19 protein-coding genes are annotated in these 19955 nt (G+C 72.6%); 6 read left to right on the forward strand and 13 right to left on the reverse strand.

Annotated features, from left to right (window positions below):
* Positions 1-5: 5 nt before the first annotated feature.
* Together DT019_RS16880 and DT019_RS16885 are read left to right on the forward strand one after the other, a co-directional pair.
* A complete protein-coding gene (locus DT019_RS16880) occupies positions 6-1175 on the forward strand; it encodes a CapA family protein (protein WP_114037652.1) in 1170 nt (389 codons plus the stop codon).
* Positions 1176-1266: 91 nt separating this feature from the next.
* A complete protein-coding gene (locus DT019_RS16885; protein WP_114037653.1) occupies positions 1267-2913 on the forward strand; it encodes a GMC oxidoreductase in 1647 nt (548 codons plus the stop codon).
* Between the two features lie 43 nt (positions 2914-2956).
* Here the strand turns inward: DT019_RS16885 and DT019_RS16890 are convergent, their stop codons facing one another.
* Together DT019_RS16890 and DT019_RS16895 are read right to left on the reverse strand one after the other, a co-directional pair.
* On the reverse strand, positions 2957-3436 hold the full coding sequence (locus DT019_RS16890; RefSeq protein ID WP_114037654.1) for a carboxymuconolactone decarboxylase family protein: 480 nt from the start codon (positions 3434-3436) through the stop codon (positions 2957-2959).
* On the reverse strand, positions 3433-4515 hold the full coding sequence (locus DT019_RS16895) for a dihydrodipicolinate reductase (protein ID WP_114037655.1): 1083 nt from the start codon (positions 4513-4515) through the stop codon (positions 3433-3435). The genes DT019_RS16890 and DT019_RS16895 overlap by 4 nt, the downstream gene beginning before the upstream one ends.
* A gap of 204 nt (positions 4516-4719) precedes the next feature.
* On the opposite strand from DT019_RS16895, the gene DT019_RS16900 reads away from it, so the two are divergent.
* Positions 4720-5754, forward strand: coding sequence for a sphingomyelin phosphodiesterase (locus DT019_RS16900; RefSeq protein WP_189389663.1), 1035 nt, complete (start codon positions 4720-4722; stop codon positions 5752-5754).
* A 20-nt stretch (positions 5755-5774) separates the two neighbouring features.
* On the opposite strand, the gene DT019_RS16905 is transcribed toward DT019_RS16900, so the two are convergent.
* The 3 genes from DT019_RS16905 to DT019_RS16915 all read right to left on the reverse strand — a co-directional run bounded on the left by DT019_RS16905 (position 5775) and on the right by DT019_RS16915 (position 8212).
* Positions 5775-6677, reverse strand: coding sequence for a carbohydrate-binding protein (locus tag DT019_RS16905; protein WP_223279615.1), 903 nt, complete (start codon positions 6675-6677; stop codon positions 5775-5777).
* Positions 6678-6888: 211 nt separating this feature from the next.
* Entirely contained in the window at positions 6889-7611 is a 723-nt protein-coding gene (locus DT019_RS16910) for a class F sortase (RefSeq protein ID WP_114037656.1), read from the reverse strand.
* Positions 7598-8212 (reverse strand): hypothetical protein, encoded by a 615-nt coding sequence (locus DT019_RS16915; protein ID WP_114037657.1) that lies wholly within the window; start codon positions 8210-8212, stop codon positions 7598-7600. The genes DT019_RS16910 and DT019_RS16915 overlap by 14 nt, the downstream gene beginning before the upstream one ends.
* Before the next feature lie 393 nt (positions 8213-8605).
* Here DT019_RS16915 and DT019_RS16920 point away from each other — a divergent pair, with 393 nt between their 5' ends.
* Positions 8606-9178: a MarR family winged helix-turn-helix transcriptional regulator gene (locus DT019_RS16920; RefSeq protein WP_114037658.1), complete on the forward strand. Its 573-nt coding sequence runs from the start codon at positions 8606-8608 to the stop codon at positions 9176-9178.
* Positions 9179-9181: 3 nt separating this feature from the next.
* Here the strand turns inward: DT019_RS16920 and DT019_RS16925 are convergent, their stop codons facing one another.
* The 8 genes from DT019_RS16925 to DT019_RS16960 all read right to left on the reverse strand — a co-directional run bounded on the left by DT019_RS16925 (position 9182) and on the right by DT019_RS16960 (position 17006).
* Positions 9182-9904, reverse strand: a complete 723-nt coding sequence (locus tag DT019_RS16925) for a gamma-glutamyl-gamma-aminobutyrate hydrolase family protein (RefSeq protein ID WP_114037659.1) — start codon at positions 9902-9904, stop codon at positions 9182-9184.
* Positions 9901-11349: an APC family permease gene (locus tag DT019_RS16930; RefSeq protein WP_114037875.1), complete on the reverse strand. Its 1449-nt coding sequence runs from the start codon at positions 11347-11349 to the stop codon at positions 9901-9903. The genes DT019_RS16925 and DT019_RS16930 overlap by 4 nt, the downstream gene beginning before the upstream one ends.
* 110 nt (positions 11350-11459) lie before the next feature.
* A complete protein-coding gene (locus tag DT019_RS16935; RefSeq protein WP_114037876.1) occupies positions 11460-12305 on the reverse strand; it encodes a fumarylacetoacetate hydrolase family protein in 846 nt (281 codons plus the stop codon).
* A gap of 1 nt (position 12306) precedes the next feature.
* Positions 12307-13251: a 3,4-dihydroxyphenylacetate 2,3-dioxygenase gene (locus tag DT019_RS16940; protein ID WP_114037660.1), complete on the reverse strand. Its 945-nt coding sequence runs from the start codon at positions 13249-13251 to the stop codon at positions 12307-12309.
* Positions 13252-13257: 6 nt separating this feature from the next.
* Complete coding sequence (locus tag DT019_RS16945) at positions 13258-14742, reverse strand: aldehyde dehydrogenase (protein ID WP_114037661.1); 1485 nt, start codon at positions 14740-14742, stop codon at positions 13258-13260.
* 34 nt (positions 14743-14776) lie between these two features.
* A complete protein-coding gene (locus DT019_RS16950; protein ID WP_114037662.1) occupies positions 14777-15583 on the reverse strand; it encodes an acetoacetate decarboxylase family protein in 807 nt (268 codons plus the stop codon).
* A complete protein-coding gene (locus DT019_RS16955) occupies positions 15580-16812 on the reverse strand; it encodes an NAD(P)/FAD-dependent oxidoreductase (RefSeq protein WP_189389667.1) in 1233 nt (410 codons plus the stop codon). Before DT019_RS16955 ends, DT019_RS16950 begins: the two co-directional genes overlap by 4 nt.
* Positions 16813-16817: 5 nt before the next feature.
* The gene (locus DT019_RS16960; protein ID WP_114037663.1) at positions 16818-17006 is read right to left on the reverse strand and encodes a ferredoxin; all 189 of its coding nucleotides are present in this window, start codon (positions 17004-17006) and stop codon (positions 16818-16820) included.
* Positions 17007-17279: 273 nt separating this feature from the next.
* Here DT019_RS16960 and DT019_RS16965 point away from each other — a divergent pair, with 273 nt between their 5' ends.
* Positions 17280-18569, forward strand: coding sequence for a glutamine synthetase family protein (locus DT019_RS16965; protein ID WP_114037878.1), 1290 nt, complete (start codon positions 17280-17282; stop codon positions 18567-18569).
* Between the two features lie 57 nt (positions 18570-18626).
* A complete protein-coding gene (locus DT019_RS16970; RefSeq protein ID WP_114037664.1) occupies positions 18627-19907 on the forward strand; it encodes a cytochrome P450 in 1281 nt (426 codons plus the stop codon).
* Positions 19908-19955 lie beyond the last annotated feature (48 nt).

The raw sequence follows: 19955 nt of genomic DNA on the forward strand, positions 1-19955 counted from the left end.
CGGTGATGGCGGTCACGACCCTCGCCGCGGTCGGCGACGTGCTCGTCGACCGCGCGCGGCCGGAGCGGGCACTGGAAGGGGTGGCGCCCGTCCTGGAGGCCGCCGACCTCGTCTTCGGCAACTTCGAGGGCGTACTGACCGACCGGCACCCCCCGCTGCCGGGCATGACGGCCTCGACCGTGGTGGCGACCGTGAACGCCGCGCCGCTGTCGGTGTTCGACGTGATGTCGGTGGCCAACAACCACGCCATGGACGCCGGCCGGGGCGGGCTCGACGACACCCTCGCGACCCTGAGGGCGCGGGGCGTCGAGCCGGTCGGCGCGGGCGCCTCGCTGGCCGAGGCGCTCGCACCGGCCGTCGTGCGGGTGGGCGGGATCCGGGTCGCCGTGGTGGCCTGCACGTCGGTGCTGCCCGTGAACACCCAGGCGGGCCCGGCGGCACCGGGGGTGGCGCCGCTGCGCGCCGAGGACAGCTACGCCGCGCCGCTGCCCGGCCACGTGTGCCCCGGGCTGCCCGCCAAGGTCGTGTCGGTCCTCGACGAGGGCGACTGGGCCTGGGTCGAGAAGGCCGTGGCGCGGGCCCGCGCACGGGCCGATCTGGTGGTGGTGAGCGTGCACTGGGGCGACCACACCCGGCCGTGGGTGCTCACCGATCACGAGCGCCTGTGCGCCGAGCTCCTGGCCGGAGCCGGCGCCGACCTCGTCCTCGGCCACCACCAGCACCTGTTCAAGGGAGCGCGGTTCGTCGACGGGACGCCGGTGTTCCACGGGCTGGGGCACATCGTCTTCGACATGCCCCGCTTCCCCGACGACCTGCGTGCGCTCGGCGTCGACGTGGACCGGGCCGCTCCGCACGAGCTGGCGGAGGTGTTCGGTGAGTACGGGTTCTACCCGCGTCCGGGGAGTCCGGATTTCCCCTTCCATCCGAGCGCCCGGATCACCGCCGTGGCGATCGTGGTACTCGACGGCGGCGGCATCGGACGGTGCGGGCTCGTGCCGTGTTTCATCGGCGTCGACGGCATCGCCCGGCCGGTGCGGCGCGGGGGCGCCCGCTGGGAGGAGGTGGTCGCCCGGCTGACGGCGTGCATGTCCAGGGCGGGGCTCGCCACCGCGGTGCTCGACCGGGGGGAGACCTTCGGGGGCGCGGCGCTCCTGGCCGTGGAGGAGGGCCGGTAATCGGCCACACATTACCTATCGGTATGTAGTGACTTATCACGCAAGCGCCAGTAGAACCTGTTCTCATTCCACCGAGAGTGAGGAATGTCACATGAGTGACACTACCATGCAATCCACGGGTTCCCAGGGTGTCTCGCGGCGAAGATTCATCGCTGGAACAGGTTCCATTCTTGGGGCGGCCGCTCTCCTCGGTCCCGGCTCCGCCGCCCACGCGGCTACCGCCTCGGCCGCCGCCCCGATCGGCGACGGCGCCCACGTTCCGGCCCTCGTGATCGGCACCGGATACGGCGGCTCGGTCGCCGCCCTGCGCCTCGCCCAGGCGGGCGTCGACGTGCAGATGGTCGAGATGGGCATGGCCTGGGACACCCCGGGCTCGGACGGCAAGATCTTCTGCAACACCACGGCGCCGGACTACCGCTCCTACTGGCTGCGCACCAGGACCAAGCAGCCGCTGAGCAACTTCTTCGGCATCCCGATCGACAAGGACATCCCCCGCTACACGGGGATCCTGGACGCCGAGGACTTCAGCGGCATCACGGTCTACCAGGGCCGCGGCGTGGGCGGCGGTTCGCTGGTCAACGGCGGCATGGCCGTCACGCCCAAGCGCGAGAACTTCGGGGCCATCCTCCCGTCGGTCGACCCCGACGAGATGTACAACACCTACTACCCGCGCGCCAACGCCGGGCTCGGCTCGGGTCTCATCGACCCCGCCTGGTTCGACACGGTGGACTGCTACCAGTTCGCCCGCGTCGGCCGCAAGCAGGCCCAGCGCTCCGGTTTCCCGTTCCAGTTCGTACCCGACGTGTACGACTGGGACTACATGAAGCAGGAGGCGGTCGGCACCGTGCCCAAGTCGGCCGTCGCCGGCGAGATCCTGTACGGCAACAACTACGGCAAGAAGTCGCTGCAGAAGACCTATCTGGCCCGGGCGAGGTCGACCGGCCGGGTCACCATCTCGCCCCTGCACCGGGTCACCTCGGTCGCCCCCGGCCCGGGCGGCGGCTACACGGTGGTCATCGAGCAGCTCAACACCAACGGCGACGTCACGGCCACCAAGACCGTCACCTCGGACAAGGTGTTCTTCGCGGCCGGCAGCGTCGGCACCAGCAAGCTCCTGGTCAAGCTGAAGGCCACCGGCGCCCTTCCCCGGCTCAACGGCGAGGTGGGCCGGGGCTGGGGCGACAACGGCAACGTCATGTGCGGCCGCGCCAACTACCTGTGGGACCCCACCGGAACGGTCCAGGCGGCCATTCCGTGCGGCGGCATCGACAACTGGACCGCCGGGGGTGCCTTCGCCGAGGTCGCGCCGCTGCCCACCGGCATCGAGACGTACGCCTCCTTCTACCTGTCGATCACCAGGAACCCCAACCGCGGCACCTTCTCCTGGAACCCCGCGACCGGCGGCGTCGACCTGGACTGGCAGACCGTCTGGAAGCAGGCGTCCATCGACATGGCCAAGACGATCTTCGACAAGATCAACGCGACGGAGGGCACGATCTACCGCACCGACCTGTTCGGTGCCTACAAGATCTGGAACGACACCCTGACCTACCACCCGCTGGGCGGCGCGGTCCTGAACAAGGCGACCGACAACTACGGCCGCCTGTACGGCCATCCGGGCCTCTACGTCATCGACGGCTCGCTCATCCCGGGCAACACCAGTGTCAATCCGTTCGTCACGATCACGGCGCTCGCCGAACGGAACATCGAGAAGATCATCGCCGCCGATCTCACGTGACGGCGCGAACGCGGGGCCGCCCGGGACGCCGGGCGGCCCCCTTTCAGTGCGTGGGCAGCACGCACACGGAGTCGAGGCCGAGCACGTGGTTGAGCCGGCCGAACGCCAGCCAGGAACCGATGCTCATGCTCAGCTCCACGATCTCGACCTGGCTGTAGTGCGCGGTCATCCGGCCCCAGAACTCCTCGTCGAGGCCGTGGTGGTCGAGGGCGTAGCGCTCGGCGTACTCGGCGGCCAGCCGGGTGCGGTCGTCGAAGGCGTCGGTGGTGCGCCAGTCGGTGACCGCGTCCAAGAAGGTCTCCTCGACCTTCTCGCCGTCCCGGTCCGTGCGCCAGTCCAGGCAGAACCGGCAGCCGTTGATCTGGGCGATCCGCAGTCGCGCGGCCTCGAACTCGCGCAGCCCCAGCGTCGTATGGGCGTAGACGGACAGGGAGAAGTTCGCGGCGGCCATGCCGATGCCGGGGACCATGTCGCCCCACACGTACCCGATCGGTTCCTGGCCCTCGGGGATGTCGATCCTCATCGTTGCTTCCTTCCGAGTCTGCCGACTGCCGGGCGCAGCGGGACGTCGAGCGCGTCGTAGAGTCCGGGCTCCGCCGCCATCAGCCAGTCGATGGCGTTCACCAGGCGGCCGACCGCGGTCGCGTTCCCGCCCGCGGAGCGGTTCTCGCCCTCGTCACTGGCCTCGACGGTGACCTCGATGCGCGGGCGGCCCTCGATGACGACCCGGTGCGCGCCGTCACCGCCGCCGGGCGGCGCGGGCCAGTCCGTGGCGCAGGACGGGTGGATGCGGGTGACGTGCTCGATGACGAGGCGGGCCTCGCCCTCGACGATGCCCTGCACCTCGAACCGCACCGCGCCCTGCGTGCCCGCCTCGAAGGTGCCCATCGTGCGGGTGTGCACCGTCGTGTCGAGTGCGCGGCGGTGCATGGTCTCGCGGATCTCTTCGAGCTCGACGCCCAACGCCCTGGCCATCAGCCGCAGTTGTCCGCCCCAGACCATGGTCGGGACGGACGGGGCGAGCATCAGGGGCTCGTAGTCCATGGGCTGCCCCATGCCGACCAGGTACCGGACCGACTCCTCCTGCTCGTACGTGGAGTAGTCGAAGATCTCCTGGCAGCGGATCGCGTCCACGGTCGTGCCGAGCCCGCTGATCAGCAGCGGCAGGACGTCGTTGCCCCAGCCCGGGTCGACGCCCGAGACGAACAGCGACCCGCCGCCCTCGGCGACGGCGGCGAGCACCGGGTCGCGGAACTCCGGCGGGGCGCCGCGGTGGTCGTAGAGCGGGTAGAGGGCGGGGGTGACCACCACGGCTCCCGTTCCCACGGCCCGTATGACGTCGGCCAGGGCCTCGTCGGGCCGGATGTCGCCGGACGCCGCGTACACCACGGCCCGTGGGCGGGCGGCCAGTACGGCGGCGGCGTCGTCGGTCGCGAGGACGCCCAACGAGCCGTCGAGACCGGCCAGTTCGGCGGCGTCGCGGCCGACCTTGGCCGGGTCGTGGACCAGGACGGCCGTGAGTTCCAGCGCGGGATGGGCCTCGACGGCGCGTATCGCCGCACGGCCGACATTGCCGGTACCCCAGACAATCGTGGAAATCATGCGCGGAGGGTAGCGAGGCGGCCCTGAGGTTCCTAGTGCCGTGCGGGGAAAAGCTGCCCGAGGGCACGCGCGGTGGGCGGCCGTCCGGTGATCACGGGGCCATCGGGCCGCCATGGAATGATCAGCCGCAGTTCTTCCGGATGTACTCGTCGGTAGCTACAGTTCCGCCGTCCCCACCGCTGAGCGACCATCAGGAGCCTCCCCATGCGCGTGCCCCGCACCGCCTCCGTCTTCACCGCCCTCACCGCAGCGGCCGCCCTGGCCGGGGGCTCGGTACTGCTCGCGCCCGCGGCCGGCGCCGCCGACGGTGCGCCCACGCTGTCCGTCTTCGCGTGGAACGTCGACCTGGGCGCCGCGATCGTCGACTCGACGCAGAACGAGAAGGCGGCTCAGCGCACCCCGGTCGTCGAGTCGATCATCCGGCAGCACAGCGCGGACGTGGTGATCCTGGACGAGCTGTTCAACCACGCCTCCACCGACGACATATCCGCCAAGCTCGCCGACCTCTACCCCTACCGCACGCCGGTCGTGGGCCAGACGTGCTCGGGCGGCGGCTGGAACGGGGTGAGCGGCAACTGCTCCAGCTCGTGGTTCGTGATCAACGGCGGCACAATGATCCTCTCCAAGTACCCCATCACCGCTCAGTACGCGCACGTCTTCAGCAACTCCACGTCCGGGACCTGGGACTACAACGCCAACAAGGGCGCGGCGCTCGCGCAGATCGACAAGTTCGGCACCAAGACCTGGGTGGTCGGCACGCACCTCCAGGCCGACCAGTCCAACACCGCCACCGACACCACCCAGGCCACCCGGCTGCGCCAGCTCGGCGAGATCCGCGACTGGACCAACACCATCGTGGGCTCCTCGGCCCCGGTCCTCTTCGGAGGGGACCTCAACGTCGAGTACACGCACGGCCAGGCGCGGAACGACTTCGCCAACGCCCAGAGCGCGGTGGGCGGTGCGCTGAACACCCCGGCCGCCGGGGCCTCGCCGACCACCATGGACTGCTCGGTGTCGGCCTGGTGCCAGTACATGGCCGACGTCGAGACCTTCCCCAAGGACTACCGCGACAACCTGGACTACCTCGGGTACCTGAACGCGCCCGGCCGCCCGGTCCCCTCGGCCCTGCCCGCCGTCACGTCCGACTTCGACCCGCAGGCGGGCTGGACCCCCGGTCAGCTGGACACCCGCTCGCCCAGCGACCACTACCCCGTGGAGGCGACCTTCCGGCTCGGCTGAGCCCGGCCGCCCGCCGGCGGCTACTGGCGTACCGTCCAGTGGTCGTCGGCGCCCGCCTGGACGAAGTTCAGGGACGGGCACAGGAAGTCCTGGCCGGAGGGGTTCTGGTCGGTCCAGGGCGAGTCGGACCCACTGGCGGGCTTCCAGACGCCGTTGTGGCGCAGCTCTATGGCCCTGCTGTCGAAGACGGTGTCGCGGGCTTCGGTGCAGTAGTAGCCCACGCCGGTCGACGGGTTCACGCTCGCGTATATCTCGAACATGTCCCAGCCGTGGTCGAGCCCGCTCTGGTCCCGGCCGGACTGGCGGTAGAGCAACTCCCACCGCGCCGAGCGGTAGTTGTAGAGGTAGGACGACCAGCTGTTGGCGGACCCGCTGTCGCGCACGAGCTGGACGCTGTAGGCGAGTTCGCCACCGGCGGGCTGGGTGTACTTCGCCTTGAAGTCCGCGTCGACCGCGACCGTCCTGGCGGGACCGCCCGCCCCGCACCAGTCCCAGGCCCATATCTCGTTGCCGCTGTTCCAGTAGGCGGTGACCACCTCCATGCAGGAGTTCTGCGCCTTGGTGGTGGGAGCGTAGGTGAAGTTGTCGGCGTCGCTCACCCGGTAGGACGGGTCGACGGCGTGGGTCGCGGTGATGCCGTCGTGGGTGCCCGGCTGGGGGAAGACGCCCCACCAGTTGTGCGTGGGTTCGGCCTGGTTCCTGCGGAACGAGGCGTCGCGGCCCTTCTTGAGCGCCGCCACGGCACGGTCCCGCGCGGGGTCGTGGCCCGGCGTGCGGGCCCCGGCGACCGTGCCGCGGTGCGGGGCGTTGGGGGCCGGGGTGCGGGCGGGGTGGGCGGTGGCGGGCTGCGCGCTCTGCGTCGCGGCGAGCCCGGCGGCGGCCGCGAACAGGGCGGCGGCCAGGGCGGTTCTGCGGCGTTTCATGTGGCTCCTCCAGGACCGTGCGTCAGAGATGTGACGAGGGTGGGGGGTGGAGCGCGACCTCCGGCCGCGCGGGCGGGGCGGCGCGGGAGCCGGATGAGCGACTAGTAATGTCCATGTCATTGACAGGAGTGTCAATAGCCACGGAACGTCACCGGGCCCCCAAGGGGCGCTTTCCGGCCGCCCGTTGGGGCGGCCGGGGGAGAGCGCCCGGTCACGCCCGGTGGGTGGCGGGCGCGCGGACCTGCGTGAGATGGGCGAAGACGACGAGGTTGCTCTCGTACCCGGTCTTCGCGTGGAACCGCCCGCCGCAGGTGATGAGCCGCAGCTCCGGCCGTCCCGTACCGCCGTACACCTCCTGGTCCGGGAAGTGCGTCTTCTCGTACGTCCTGACCCTGTCCACCGTGTACACGGCGATCCGGCCGTCGGCGCGGCGGGCCTCCACCGACCGGCCGGGGCGCAGAGACCGCAGGCCCGCGAAGACGGCGGGCCCGGTTTTGGTGTCGAGATGGCCGATGGCCACGGCGGTTCCCGACTCCCCCGGGGACGGCCCGCCCCGGTACCAGCCCACCACCTTGGGGTCGTCCACCGGCGGGGTGGCGAGGTGCCGCTGGCCGTCCAGATCCAGTGCCATGACCGGCGCCTCGATGCCGAGGTGGGGCACCGCGAGGGAGACCGCCGGCGACGGCGGCAGGGGCCGCGGGGGTGTCGCGGGTCGCGGGTTCGCCGCGCCACCCCGGCTGTCGCCCGCGGGCGCGTGGGCCGCCGCGCCGAACCGCGGTCCGGAGGCGACGGCCGGCGCGGGCGCGGCCTGGTCGTCGCCCTGCGCCCACCAGACGCCGCCCGCCACCAGGGACGCGGCCAGGGCCGCCGTCCTCGTCAGGCGGTAGGCGCGCGTCCGGTGGCGGCCGGTGGGGGCGCGTCTACGCTGCGCCATCGGGGCGTCGGCGCAGGCGGCGGATGTAGAGCACCCCGGCGACCGAGACCAGCCCCACCCCCGCCACGGCCCCGGCCTGCGGGACGCCCGGGGTCTCGGCGAGACCGCCGCCGCCCGCGGGAACCCCGCCGCGCGGCGTACCGCCGCTGCCGCCGGAGCTCGCGGAGGTCGGCGTGCAGTCGACCTTGAACACCTTCTGCTTGCCCGCGCCGTTGCCGCCGGTGATGTTCCAGACGAGCTTGTACTGCCCGTCGGGGAGGGTGAGCGGTGCGGTGTGCCCGAGGCCGGTGGCGAGCTGGATGCTGCCGGACAGGGTGGCGCCGCCCGCTCTGGCGGGCTGGGGGGAGATGGTCCAGGTGATGCCCTGGGCGACGTCGAAGTTGAAGGCGTCGAGGTAGAAGCCGCAGACCTTCGGTTCGTTGCGCTGGTCGGTGAAGGCCGTTCCCAACGCGTGGATCTTGATGTCGCCGTTGTCGCCGGGGGCGGCGAGGGCGGTCGGCGCGCCGAGGAGGGAGGCTCCCGCGGCGGCGAACGCCGCGAGGGCGACGAGCCGCTTGCGCGGCGGGCTGGGCAGGGCGTGGAGTGCTGCTGGGGCGGGCATGTGCGTTCCTCTGGTTCGGAAGATTGTCATACAAAGCGGAGCTCTGTCCGACTCCTTTTCATGCCCGCGCGCCCTCCTGCCCGCGCCCCGCCGTGGGACCAGCCGGATATCACCCGTCCGCCCCAACGCGGCGGGGCGGGACCCACGAGAACGGCGCTGGGCCGTCGGCGGCCCGGCGTTGAACGGCGGCAGTGGCGGCGCAGCCCGGGCAGACCCTCAGGTTCGGGGTACGGCGACCCCTGAGTGTGCGGTGCGGCGGCTGATCGCCGCACTGGCCCGGGCGGGCGGCGTCGGGCACAGGGGCGACGGGCCGCCGCCGCGTTCGTACAATTCGAGTCCGAACGATGTCCTCGAACCACGTCGCGCCCCCGGGGCGTCGAAAGGGTGTGGCCCGTGCCCGGCCGGCGATCCATCACCGAAGCGGAGCAGTTGGCGCGGGCCAAGCTCGGCGGTGTGCCGATCCGCCACGACCAGATGGCGGTCGTGGCCAACATCTACCGGGCGGCCTCCGCCGTCCGCCAGCACCTGGAGAACTCGGTCCTGCGCGGCAGCGACCTGACCTGGACGGCGTTCGTCGTGCTCTGGGTGGTGTGGATCTGGGGCGAGTCGGAGACCCGGCATGTCGCGGAGGAGGCGGGCATCTCCAAGGGCACGCTCACCGGGGTCGCCCGCACCCTGGAGGCCCGCGGCCTGGTGCGGCGGGCCGGGCACCCCACCGACGGCAGGCTGGTGCTGCTCAGCCTCACCGCCGAAGGGGAGGCCCTCATGCAGCGCCTCTTCCCGCGCTTCAACGAGGAAGAGGCCTTCGTCACGGGGCAGTTGGACGATCAGGAGTGCCGCAGCGTCGCGGACGGGCTGCGCCGCGTCGTGCTCCAGGTCGAGGAGCGCGGCGAGGAACGCCGGCGCGAGCTCCTGGGCGGCGCCGAGCCCGCCCCGCGCCGCAGCGGCCGCCGCCCCAAGGCCTGAGCCTCAGCGCGCCGCGGCGCGCACGAACGCCTCGAACAGCCCCCGCTGCGCCGGGTCCTCCCGCGCGGTGTCCTCCGGGTGCCACTGGACGGCGACGAACCAGCCCCGGTGGCGGGGGAGTTCGAGCGCCTCCACGGTGTCGTCGGCGGCCCGCGCGGTGACGGAGAGCCCGGCGCCGACGCGGTCGACGCTCTGATGGTGGTAGCAGGAGGCGGTCACCTGCGCCGCGCCGGTGGCGCCCGCGAGGAGCGTGCCGGGCCGTACGGCCACCCGGTGCACGACATGACGGTGCTCGCGCCCGGGTCCGCCCATGTCCTGGCGCAGAGCGCCGCCCAGGGCGACATCCACCACGTGCAGGCCGCGGCAGACCGCGAGGAGGGGGAGGTTCAACTCCAGTGCTCCATGGGTGGCGTCGAGATCGAAGCCGTCCTGCTCGGCATCGACGTCGTAGACGCTCGCAGCGGGCGCGGCGCCGTAGCGGGCCGGGTCGACGTCACCGCCGCCGGGCAGCAGAACCCCGTCGAACCGGGCGAGCCGGGCCCGCACCCCGTCCGGATCCGCCCGGCCGCCCGGCGCGTGCGGATGCAGCGTGACCGGCTCGCCGCCCGCCCGCCACACCGCCTCGATCAGGGCGCGGGCGTTGACCTCGGCCGCGTACCGCAGGGCCGAGGCCGAGGCCGAGAAGCGGGCCGGGATCGCGATCAGCGGGCGGGCCGCGGGGTTCATGGCGTTCTGCCGCGGACCAGCCGGGCCGTCGTCGCACCGAGCGCCAGGACCAGCGGGACGGCCAGCGCGAGCCAGGTCGCGGTGGCCCGGTCGCCGCCGATCAGCGTGGTCAGGTTGGCCAGGATCAGCCAGATCGCGCCGGCCAGACCGAGCGCGCCGAGCCCGGGGGCGATCAGGGTGTTCCAGGGCCGGGTGTCCAGGCGCTCGCGCCGGAAGAAGACGATCACCGATACCGAGGTGAGGAAGTAGAGCAGCATCATCGCGAGCACGGCCACCCCGCTGAACCACGAGAACAGGGTGAGCACCGGGTCCTTGCGGGCCAGTGCGAACGGCAGGACGAGCAGCACCGCCACTGCCGACTGCACCCCGCCCGCGACATAGGGCGAGTGCCGCCGGTTCAGGGCGCGCAGACCACGCGGCAGGAGACCTTCCCTGCTGAGCGAGAACAGATAGCGGTTGGCGGAGTTGTGGAAGGCGAGCATGCCCGCGAACAGTGAGGTGGCGAGCAGCACCGGCAGCACGTCGTCGGCCCAGCCGCCGAACCGGTCCGCGATCGGCGCGAACACGAACGACGAACCGTCACCACCCGCCAGCGCCTTGCCCGCGGCCGCCGTGGCGGCCGACGCGCCGTAGGCGCAGACCACCATCCACGAGGTGAAGGCGAAGAAGGCGGTGACCACGACGATCGACAGATAGGTGGCCCGCGGCACCGTGCGGTGCGGGTCGCGCGCCTCCTCGCCGTAGATCGCGGTCGCCTCGAAGCCGAACATCGACGCCACCGCGAACATCAGCGCCACCCCGGGCGCACCCGTGAGCGCCGCGCCCGGCGAGAAGCTCCGGGTGAAGCCCAGCCCCTGGGGCCCGCCGCCGCCGAACAGCGTCACCAGGCCGAAGGCGAGCAGCACGCTGATCTCCGCGAGGACGAAGACGGCGAGGACCCGGGCCCCCATCTCGATGCCCGTGGCTCCCAGCACCTGCACCACGGCCATGGTAGCCAACGCCCAGATCCACCACGGCACATGGAGTCCGCTGTGGCGCTGGACGAGCTCGCTCACGGTCGCCCCGTACAGCCCGTACATCGCGGCCTGGATGGTGCAGTAGGCGAACAGCGCGACGGCCGCGCTGCCCGCCCCGGACGTCCGGCCCAGGCCCCGGCCGATGTAGGTGTAGAAGGCCCCGGCGTCGACGACATGGCGGCCCATCGCGACGAATCCGACGGAGAACAGCAGGATCACCGCCCCCGCCGCCACATAGGCGCCGGGTACACCGGGCCCGTCGCCGAGGCCCACCGAGAGCGGGACCGCGCCCGCGATGCCGGTCAGGGGCGCCTGCGCCGACAGGACGAGGAAGAGGATGCCGAGCACACCGAGCACGTTGGGCTTGAGCCGCCCGGCGGCGGGGGAGTCGTGCTCGATCGGGTGGCTCGCGGCCGTCCTGCCGTCCACGCGGATCACCTGCCAGTGGGCTCGGTCTGCGGATGGGAGTGGTGGCGCACCGCGCCGGGCGTCCCCGTGGCATGCCCGGTGCGGTGCCCGCATTCAGGGGGGGTGGTGCCTCATCGCCGGGGGGCGCGGATGCCGCGGAACTCCCAGTCGCCGCCGAGCGCCGTGGACAGGACCTCCTCGGACTCGGTGGGCTGGGCCCCGACGTCCGCGCGGATGGGGGCGGGGCCCGCGACGACGTGGTTCGTGAGCCGCCCGAGCCCCTCGACCTCCACCTCGACCACGTCACCGGGGTGTACGGGACGGGAGTGGGCCGGGGTGCCCGACAGCAGGACGTCCCCCGGGCACAGCGTGATGGTGCGGGCGATGTCGGCGACCAGGTAGTGCATGTCCCACCGCATCTCATCGGTCGAACCGTCCTGCGCCACCTTGCCGTTGACGTAGGTGCGCAGGCGCTTGTGGCGGAAGTCCCAGTGGGTGACGAGTCCGGGGCCGAGCGGGCACAGGGTGTCGGAGCCCTTCACGCGCAGCATCGACCCGGCGTCGGTGTCCCGGAAGTCGTGCAGGCCGAAGTCGTTGCCCACGGTGTAGCCCGCGATGTACGCGCCCGCCTCGTTGGGCGCGATGTTGCGGGCGGTCCTGCCGATGACGATGGCCACCTCGCCCTCATAGTTGAGCCACTTGCAGCCCGCCGGGCGCACCACCGCGCCCCGGTGGGAGTTCAGAGCCGAGACCGGCTTGTGGAAGTAGGTGGGGGCGGCGGGGAGGGGGGCGCCGAACTCCGCCGCCCGGCTGCGGTGGTTGAGGTGTACCGCGATGATCTTCGAGGGGGTCACCGGGGGAAGGTGGACAGCTGTCTCGGCCTTCACCCGGCGGCCGTCCCCGGCCACGAGGTCGTCTCCTTCGCGCACCGTGTGCACGGGCGAGCCGTCGAGCAGGACGCGGCGGTACTCGGGCATGTCAGGCCTCCCGGTCGCGGCGGTGCGGATGGCGTACGGCATGCGGCGCCGGTGGCCCGGCGCCGGTCCAGCCGTCGGCGGGCCGGTCGAACCACAGGTGGACCTGGCCGGTGCCGATGGAGTTCTCGTACGCCCCGTACTGGCGGCCGGGCGCCGTGCACGCCTCGCCGCCGAGGGCGCCCGCCATCATCAGGTAGTGCGCGAACCCGGCCTCGGGCCTGAACTCCCGGAATTCCGGCAGGGTGTCGAGCACCGTCCGGTGGCGGCCCTCCTTGAACCAGCCGATGCGCTCCAGGTCGGCCGCCCGGGCCTCGGGCGTGCGGATGTGGACGGGATCGCTCGCCTCGTGGTCGCGCAGTTCGCGCAGTGGCCAGAACGTGTGCGACAGGGCGCCGGACGCGAGGAGGAGGACCCTGCGGCCCGGGGTGGCGGCGATGCCGTCGGCGAGCGCCCGGCCGAGCCGCAGGTGGTCCTCCGAGTCGCCGGTCTGGCACACCCCGATGGACATCCAGCGCTTGTCGGGCAGCCCCTCGCCGAGGAACTTCCACAGGTTGACGGTGGCGTAGTGCACCGGCAGGCAGGGATCGTCGATGGCGGTGATCCAGGTCTGGTGGCGCGCCGCGAACCCGGCCGTCCTGCGGGCGAGTTCGGGGTCGCCCGCGAAGTCGTAGGGCATCCGGCACATGCCGCGCGGAAGCTCCTCGGAGGTGAACAGGCCGGCCCGCCGGCTCTGCGCGGCGATGACGAACTCGACGGTGGTCGCCCAGTGCGAGTCGAGGACCACCACCGTGTCGTAGCCGTCGCTCTCGAAGACGTCCGCGCGCAGCTGCCGCAGACCCGTGACGAGGCTGATCTCGCTGCCGTAGTTGAGCTCGCGCCGCACCGGCTCGGGCAGCACGATGGTGGGTACGTGCGCGAGCAGACCCGCCCCGACGATCTCGCCCATGGCCCCTCAACCCTCCGGTGCCGTAACGGTGTTCTTGACGTCGCAGAAGAAGTCGAAGCTCCATGTGCCGCCCTCGCGGCCGACGCCCGAGGCGCGCGAGCCGCCGAAGGGGGCCCGCAGGTCGCGCACGAAGAAGCAGTTCACCCAGACCGTGCCCGCCACGAGAGCGGCGCCCACCCGCCGGGCCCGCTCGGCGTCCGAGGTCACGACGCAGGCGGCCAGCCCGAAGCGGGTGCCGTTGGCGAGGGCCAGCGCCTCGCCCTCGTCCGCGAAGGTCTGGAGCGTGAGGACCGGGCCGAACACCTCCTCCTGGACGATCTCGCTGTCCTGGGCCACCCCCGTCAGCAGCGTGGGGCGGTAGTAGGTGCCGCCGAGCTCGGCGTTCGGGGCGCCGCCGAGCAGGGCCCGCGCCCCGGTGCCCTCGACGGCCCGGCGCACGAACCCGTCGACCTTCTCCAGCTGGACGGGATGGATCAGCGGGCCGACGTCGGTCGCCTCGTGGCGCGGGTCGCCCTGGCGCAGCCCCGCCGCCCGCGCCACGAGGCGCGCGGTGAACTCGGGCGCGACCGACTCCTCGACGAGCAGCCGGGTGGCGGCCAGACACACCTGCCCGGCGTTGTCGTACTGCTCCACGGCCAGGTCGACCGCGCGGTCCAGATCGGCGTCCGCGAACACCAACAGGGGTGATTTCCCGCCCAGTTCGAGACTCAGGGGGGTGAGGTTCGCGGCCGCCGACGCCGCGATGCGGCGGGCGGTGGGCACCGAGCCGGTGAAGCTGACGCGGCGCACGTCCGGGTGGGCCACCAGCGCCGCGCCGGCTTCGGCGCCGTACCCCTGGACGACGTTGAGGACACCGGGCGGGAGCCCCGCGTCGGCGGCGATGTCGGCGAGCAGCGAGGCGGTCAGCGGTGCCCACTCGGCGGGTTTGAGGACCACCGTGTTCCCGGCGGCCAGCGCCGGTGCGACCTTCCAGGTGGCCAGCATCAGCGGCGCGTTCCACGGCGTGATCAGCACGCACGGCCCCGCCGGGTCCCAGGAGACGTGGTTGCGGTGGCCGGGGCCCGAGGCTGCACCGGCCCGTCGCGTCGTGAAGTCGTGGTGGTCCAGGGTGAGCAGCCGGTCGGCGAAGAAGCGGAAGTTGTGCGCCACCCTCGGCATCACCCCGCGCCGGTGGGAGCGCAGCAGCGCGCCGTTGTCGAGGGTCTCGACCTGGGCCAGGTCCTCCGACCGCTTCTGCACGCCGTCGGCGATGGCGCGCAGGAGGCGGGCCCGCTCGGCCGGGGGCGTCGCGGCCCAGCGGGGGAAGGCGGCCTTCGCGGCGGCCACCGCCGCGCCGGCCTCGAAGGAGGAGCCGCGCGCGACCCCCGCGAGCGCACGGCCGTCGATCGGTGACACGTCGGTGAAGACGCCGGAGGAGCCCACGCGGGCTCCGCCGATCCAGTGCCGCGTGTCGACGGCGACTCCGGCGACGGCGGTCATGTGCTCACGCATCTCCGGCCTCCAACTGAGTGCGAGCGATGGGGAGTTACTCGGCTCCTGAGGTGTTGGATTCGAGGAGTGTGCCGCCGTCCCACACCACCCCGACCTGTCGGTAGTACGCCGCGATCGGCTCGCGCACCGCGAGGCGGGCCAGCTCCTCGGTCGGGGACTCGAAGAGTTCGAGCTCGGCGTCGCCCCGCCACGCCTGCCCGGCCTCGAAGGACGCGGAACCGGACTCGATCAGCTCGTCGAGGGCGAGCCCCTTGCCCTTCTCGATGGACGGCAGCCAGCGGTGGTGGGCCATCGGGTGCCCGTTCACGAACCCGGCTGTCGGCGACGGCTCGCGCAGGGTCACCAGCACCTGGGCGAGCCTGCGGTCGGCCGCCGCCAGGGTGGCTCCGAAGCGGGCCCCGGCCTCGATCCGGGGCGCAGGTCCGAACGGGTGCGGCCGGGTCTGGTGGATCGAGCCGAGCTTCTTGGGGTAGCCCTGGTGGAGCCCGCGGGCGACCGCGAAGTCCTTGTCGACCCAGATGTGCGCGCAGCGCGAGTAGATCCGCCCCCGGTACGAACAGCGCACCACCGCGAACGCCTCCTTGTACTGGGCGCGCACCGGGTCGAGCAGCTCGCGCTTCGAGGCCGAGCACGACTGCCAGTCCGCCCAGACGAGGGCCACCGCGCCCGGGTCCTCGGGAGCCAACTCCAGGGGCCGTGGCAGGAGTTCGCGTACGCGCTCCGGGTCCGTGCGGTACTCGACGGTGAGGACATCGCCCGAGTACAGCCACGGGGGAGCGGGGACGATCGAGGAGGCGCCGGTCGCCGTCTTGGGATGGAAGTAGCCGCGGACGCCGCTCACGGGGCGGCTCCCTCTGGACTGAGGGCGGGCTCGCCGAGCAGGCGGCGCCGGTGGCGGGCGGCGGCAGCGGTGGCGCCCGGGCCGCCGAGCCCCACCACACCCACGAGGCGGCCCTCCCGGTGGTAGCCGACCAGGACATCGCCGTCCGCCCGGCCGTCGAGCAGGCGCACGTCGTCGCGTCCGAGCTCGGGCGAGCCGAACGACTGGAGCCGGAAGTCGTACTGGTCGCTCCAGAAGGACGGGAGGGGAGCGAACGGCGTCGACTCCCCTGCCTGTGAGGCGAGGTGGGCGGCGAGGGTCTTCGCCGCGTGCTTGGCGGTGTCGCCCGGGATCGACCAGTGCTCGACCCGCCGTGGTGTGTTGTCGTACCGGGCGTTGGGGAAGCGGGCGAGGTCGCCGACCGCCACCACGTGCGGCAGGGCGCCCACGCGCAACCGGTCGTCGGTCAGGACGCCGTCGGACAGATCGAGCCCGTTCCCCTCCAGCCACTCGGTGTTGGCCACGGAACCGACGCACTCCACGACCACATCGGCCGCGAGGGTCCGGCCGTCGCCGAGCGCGACCCCGGTCACCCGGTCCCTGCCCTCGTACGCCGTGACTCCCGTACCGAGCGCGAAGCGCACTCCGCGCTCCTGGTGGCGGCGGAGCAGCGCGCGAGCGAGGAGCTCGCCCAGCGGGCGCAGCATCGGCAGCGGTTCGACGTCGACGACGGTGACCTCGGCGACGCCGAGACCGACGGCGGTCGCGGCCACCTCGCAGCCGATGAACCCGGCGCCGACCACCACCAACCGGGCGCCGGGCCGCGTCAGTGCGTCCCGCAGGGGGCGCACGTCGGCGAGGGTGCGCAGCGTGTGGCGGCCGCTGCCGGGCCCGGCCGGGCCGGGGCAGCGCATCCGTCGCGAGCGCAGGCCGGTCGCGACGACCAGGGCGTCGAAGCCGAGCTCCTCGCCGCGCTCCAGGGTGACTACGCGGTCCCGCAGCCGGGCTCCGGTCACCCTGGTGCCGAGGCGCCACTCGATGTCGGCGGTGTTCGCGCGGGGAACGAGGGCGAGGGAGGCGAGCGGCGCGGTTCCGGCGAGGACGCGTTTGGAGAGCGGGGGACGGTTGTAGGGCATGTGGGGCTCGTCGCCGACCACCGTGATCGGTCCGGCCCACCCCGCGGCGCGCAGCTGCTCGGCGGCGCGCAGGCCGCCCAGGGACGCCCCGGCCACGACCACGCGCGCGGTCACGGGGCTCAGGCCTCGATCCGGATGGCCTGCATCGGGCAGACGTCGGCGGCATCCTCGACATCGGCGCGGAAGGCGTCGCCGGGGTCGGCGAGGTAGGCGAGGTGACCGTTGTCGTCGAGGCGGAAGACGTCCGGGGCGGCGAAGACGCACTGCCCGTGGTCCTGGCACTTGTCCATGTCGACGGCGACCTTCATGGGCCGGCTCCCTGCGTGACCGAACTCGTTTGATACCAAACAATGTAGAGAGGTGCCGGACGGCGGTCAATGCCCTTGCGGGGAGCGGCAGTTCCTGTGCGCACCCTTGCGGGGAGGTGCCCGGCATCCATACCGTTTGAAGTCAAACCAACAGCGTGCGCTCAGCCCGAGGAGACATCGGTGAGTGCTCAAGTCCCGTCCCAGGCAACCCGGTTCACCGAGCGACTGTCCGTCGAGGGAATCGACGTGGTCCGGGTGACCTACGCCGACCTCATGGGCACCGACCGCGCCCGCGACGTGCTGGTCGACCAGCTGCCCGCGGTCTGCGCCCACGGCCTCTCGTTCTGCCGCGCGGTCTACCACACCAGTCCCCAGGGCGATGTCGTCCCGATCGCGGGCGGCCTGGAGGCGGGGCTCCCCGACATCGTCGTACGCCCGGACCTCGACACCCTCGTCGAGCTGCCCTGGGAGCCCGGCGTCGCCTCCTGCCTGGGCGACGTCACCGACCCGGCGACCGGCGCGCCCACCCCCGAATCCCCGCGCGCCCTGCTGCGCGCGGTGCTCGCGCGGTGCGCGGAACACGGGCTGTTTCCGGTCGCGGGACCCGAGCTCGAATACTTCCTGTGCGATCCGGACCCCCGCGCGCCCGGCGGCTGGCGGCGCTACAGCGCCGCCCGGGGTGCCGTCTACACGGCGGGGCTGCGCGCCGACCCCGACAACCACCTGCTGCGGACCCTGCGGCTGCTGCGGGATCTCGACATCGGGATCACGCACGGCAACCACGAATTCGACGGTGCGCAGTTCGAGATCAACCTGATGCACTCACGGGCGATGGGCGCCGCCGACCGCGCCTTCCGGCTCAAGGCCGCCGTCAAGGAGCTGGCCCGCAGGGAGGGCAGGCTCGCCACGTTCATGGCCAGGCCCTTCAACGACGCGGGCGGCTCCGGTTTCCATCTCCACCTGTCCTGCGAGCGGGGAGCCGGGAACGAGTCCGGTGAGGATGAGGGCTCCCGCAACGTCTTCGACGACCCCGCCGGCACCCATGGCCTGTCCGCCACCGCCCGGCACGCCGTGGCGGGGCTGCTCGCCCACGCCCCGGCGCTGGCCGCCCTGGTCAATCCGACGGTCAACTCCTACAAGCGGTTCGGGCCGGACACGGTGGCGCCCTGGCTCATCGACTGGGGTCTGGACAACCGCAGCGCGATGGTCCGCATCCCGCCCGAGCGCGGCGCCGGATCCCGGCTCGAACTGCGGCTCGGCGACGCGAGCGCCAACCCCTATGTGCTCATCGCCGCGACCGTCGCCGCGGCCCTGCTCGGCATCCAGGCCGCCGAGGAACCGCCCCCGCCGCTGGAGGGCTACGGCTACGACCCCGCCAGGTCCGCACTCCTCCCGGACTGCCTGCCTACCGCGCTCGACGCCCTCGAAGCGGACACCGCGCTCGCGGGAATCCTCGGCGAGGACTTCACCGCGGCCTACCTCGCGTACAAGCGGAACGAGGTCGAGCGCTTCCAACAGCACGTCACGGACTGGGAGTTCACCGAGTACGCGTACCACCTGTGACCCGCCGGGGCGCGCCGACCGCCCGCGCCCCGCCGCACCTCAGCTCAAGGAGCACCGATGGCCGAGGCCCACCCCGCCGCGTACGACCCGCTGCCGCTCGACGAGGTCGACCTGGCCGACCTCGACCGGTTCACCGACGGCGTCACCCCCTGGCGCATGTTCCACACCCTGCGCCACCGGGACCCCGTCCACTGGCAGCCGGAGTGCGCCCCCAACTCCGGTTTCTGGGCGGTGACCCGCCACGAGGACATCGTCCGCGTCGACCGCGACGCCGACACCTTCACCTCGGCCCGGTTCGTCAACCTCGAAGAACTCGACGACGACCAGATCAAGAAGCGGGCCTCGCTCCTGGAGACGGACGGGGCGCGCCACCGTGCGCTGCGCGGCCTCCTCCAGCGGCAGTTCGGGCAGCAGGTGATCAGCGGATACGCCGACTTCCTGCGCGGCCTCACCGCCACGACCCTGGACGCGGCCCTGGAGAGGACGGCCTTCGACTTCGTGGAGCACGTCTCCGCGGACTTCCCCATCAATGTCCTGGCCCGGCTCCTGGACGTCCCGCCCGAGGACAACCGGCGGCTCATCGACTGGGGCAACCGCATCATCGGCCACACCGACCCCGACTACGCCGACGTCCTCCTCGACAGCGCGGAGAGCGAGCGCTACCGGGACCTGCCGTTCCGCTCGCCCGCCTCCCTGGAGGTCTTCGCCTACGGCCGCGAACTCGCCCGAAGGCGCCGCGGCGGACCGGGCACCGACCTGGTCTCCCGGCTCGTCAACGAGGTGCCGCGCGACCGGATCCCGCTCAGCGCCCAGGACTTCGACAACTACTTCCTGCTGCTTGTCGTCGCGGGCAACGAGACGACCCGGCACGCCATCTCGCACACCATGCTGGCCCTGATCCAGCATCCCGAACAGCTCGACCGGCTGCGCCGCGACCCGGCCCTCCTCCCGGGCGCCGTGGAGGAGTTCCTGCGCTGGGCCTCGCCCGTCTACCACTTCCGCCGCACGGCCACCCGTGACGTCGAACTCGGCGGCAAGCGGATCAGGGAGGGCGACAAGGTCGTCATGTGGTACGCCTCCGGCAACCGCGACGAGCGGGTCTTCGCCGACCCGTACGCCTTCGACGTGACCCGCACCGCCAACGACCACGTCACCTTCGGCAAGGGCAGCCCGCACCTGTGCCTGGGCAACCTGCTGGCCCGCACCGAGGTCCGCATCATGTTCGAGGAGCTCCTGCCCCGCCTGGCCGACATCCGGCTGACCGGCGAGGTCCCCCGGGTCCGCTCCAACTTCGTGAACGGGATCAAGCGGCTTCCGGTGGAGGTCACCCCTGCCTGACGGCCCGGACCGGGGGCGGGGGAGGATCGGTCGGTAGCCCCTCCGGAA

Source organism: Streptomyces sp. SDr-06, assembly GCF_003324565.1.
In the GTDB taxonomy this organism is placed as follows: Bacteria; Actinomycetota; Actinomycetes; order Streptomycetales; family Streptomycetaceae; genus Streptomyces.

What these genes read in the sequence shown, in the direction of transcription:
- DT019_RS16880 (WP_114037652.1), top strand. Translation starts at nt 6, where the DNA reads ATGGCGGTCACGACCCTCGCCGCGGTCGGCGACGTGCTCGTCGACCGC.
- DT019_RS16885 (WP_114037653.1), top strand. Translation starts at nt 1,267, where the DNA reads ATGAGTGACACTACCATGCAATCCACGGGTTCCCAGGGTGTCTCGCGG.
- DT019_RS16890 (WP_114037654.1), bottom strand. Translation starts at nt 3,436, where the DNA reads ATGAGGATCGACATCCCCGAGGGCCAGGAACCGATCGGGTACGTGTGG.
- DT019_RS16895 (WP_114037655.1), bottom strand. Translation starts at nt 4,515, where the DNA reads ATGATTTCCACGATTGTCTGGGGTACCGGCAATGTCGGCCGTGCGGCG.
- DT019_RS16900 (WP_189389663.1), top strand. Translation starts at nt 4,720, where the DNA reads ATGCGCGTGCCCCGCACCGCCTCCGTCTTCACCGCCCTCACCGCAGCG.
- DT019_RS16905 (WP_223279615.1), bottom strand. Translation starts at nt 6,677, where the DNA reads ATGAAACGCCGCAGAACCGCCCTGGCCGCCGCCCTGTTCGCGGCCGCC.
- DT019_RS16910 (WP_114037656.1), bottom strand. Translation starts at nt 7,611, where the DNA reads ATGGCGCAGCGTAGACGCGCCCCCACCGGCCGCCACCGGACGCGCGCC.
- DT019_RS16915 (WP_114037657.1), bottom strand. Translation starts at nt 8,212, where the DNA reads ATGCCCGCCCCAGCAGCACTCCACGCCCTGCCCAGCCCGCCGCGCAAG.
- DT019_RS16925 (WP_114037659.1), bottom strand. Translation starts at nt 9,904, where the DNA reads ATGAACCCCGCGGCCCGCCCGCTGATCGCGATCCCGGCCCGCTTCTCG.
- DT019_RS16935 (WP_114037876.1), bottom strand. Translation starts at nt 12,305, where the DNA reads ATGCCCGAGTACCGCCGCGTCCTGCTCGACGGCTCGCCCGTGCACACG.
- DT019_RS16940 (WP_114037660.1), bottom strand. Translation starts at nt 13,251, where the DNA reads ATGGGCGAGATCGTCGGGGCGGGTCTGCTCGCGCACGTACCCACCATC.
- DT019_RS16945 (WP_114037661.1), bottom strand. Translation starts at nt 14,742, where the DNA reads ATGCGTGAGCACATGACCGCCGTCGCCGGAGTCGCCGTCGACACGCGG.
- DT019_RS16960 (WP_114037663.1), bottom strand. Translation starts at nt 17,006, where the DNA reads ATGAAGGTCGCCGTCGACATGGACAAGTGCCAGGACCACGGGCAGTGC.
- DT019_RS16965 (WP_114037878.1), top strand. Translation starts at nt 17,280, where the DNA reads ATGGGCACCGACCGCGCCCGCGACGTGCTGGTCGACCAGCTGCCCGCG.
- DT019_RS16970 (WP_114037664.1), top strand. Translation starts at nt 18,627, where the DNA reads ATGGCCGAGGCCCACCCCGCCGCGTACGACCCGCTGCCGCTCGACGAG.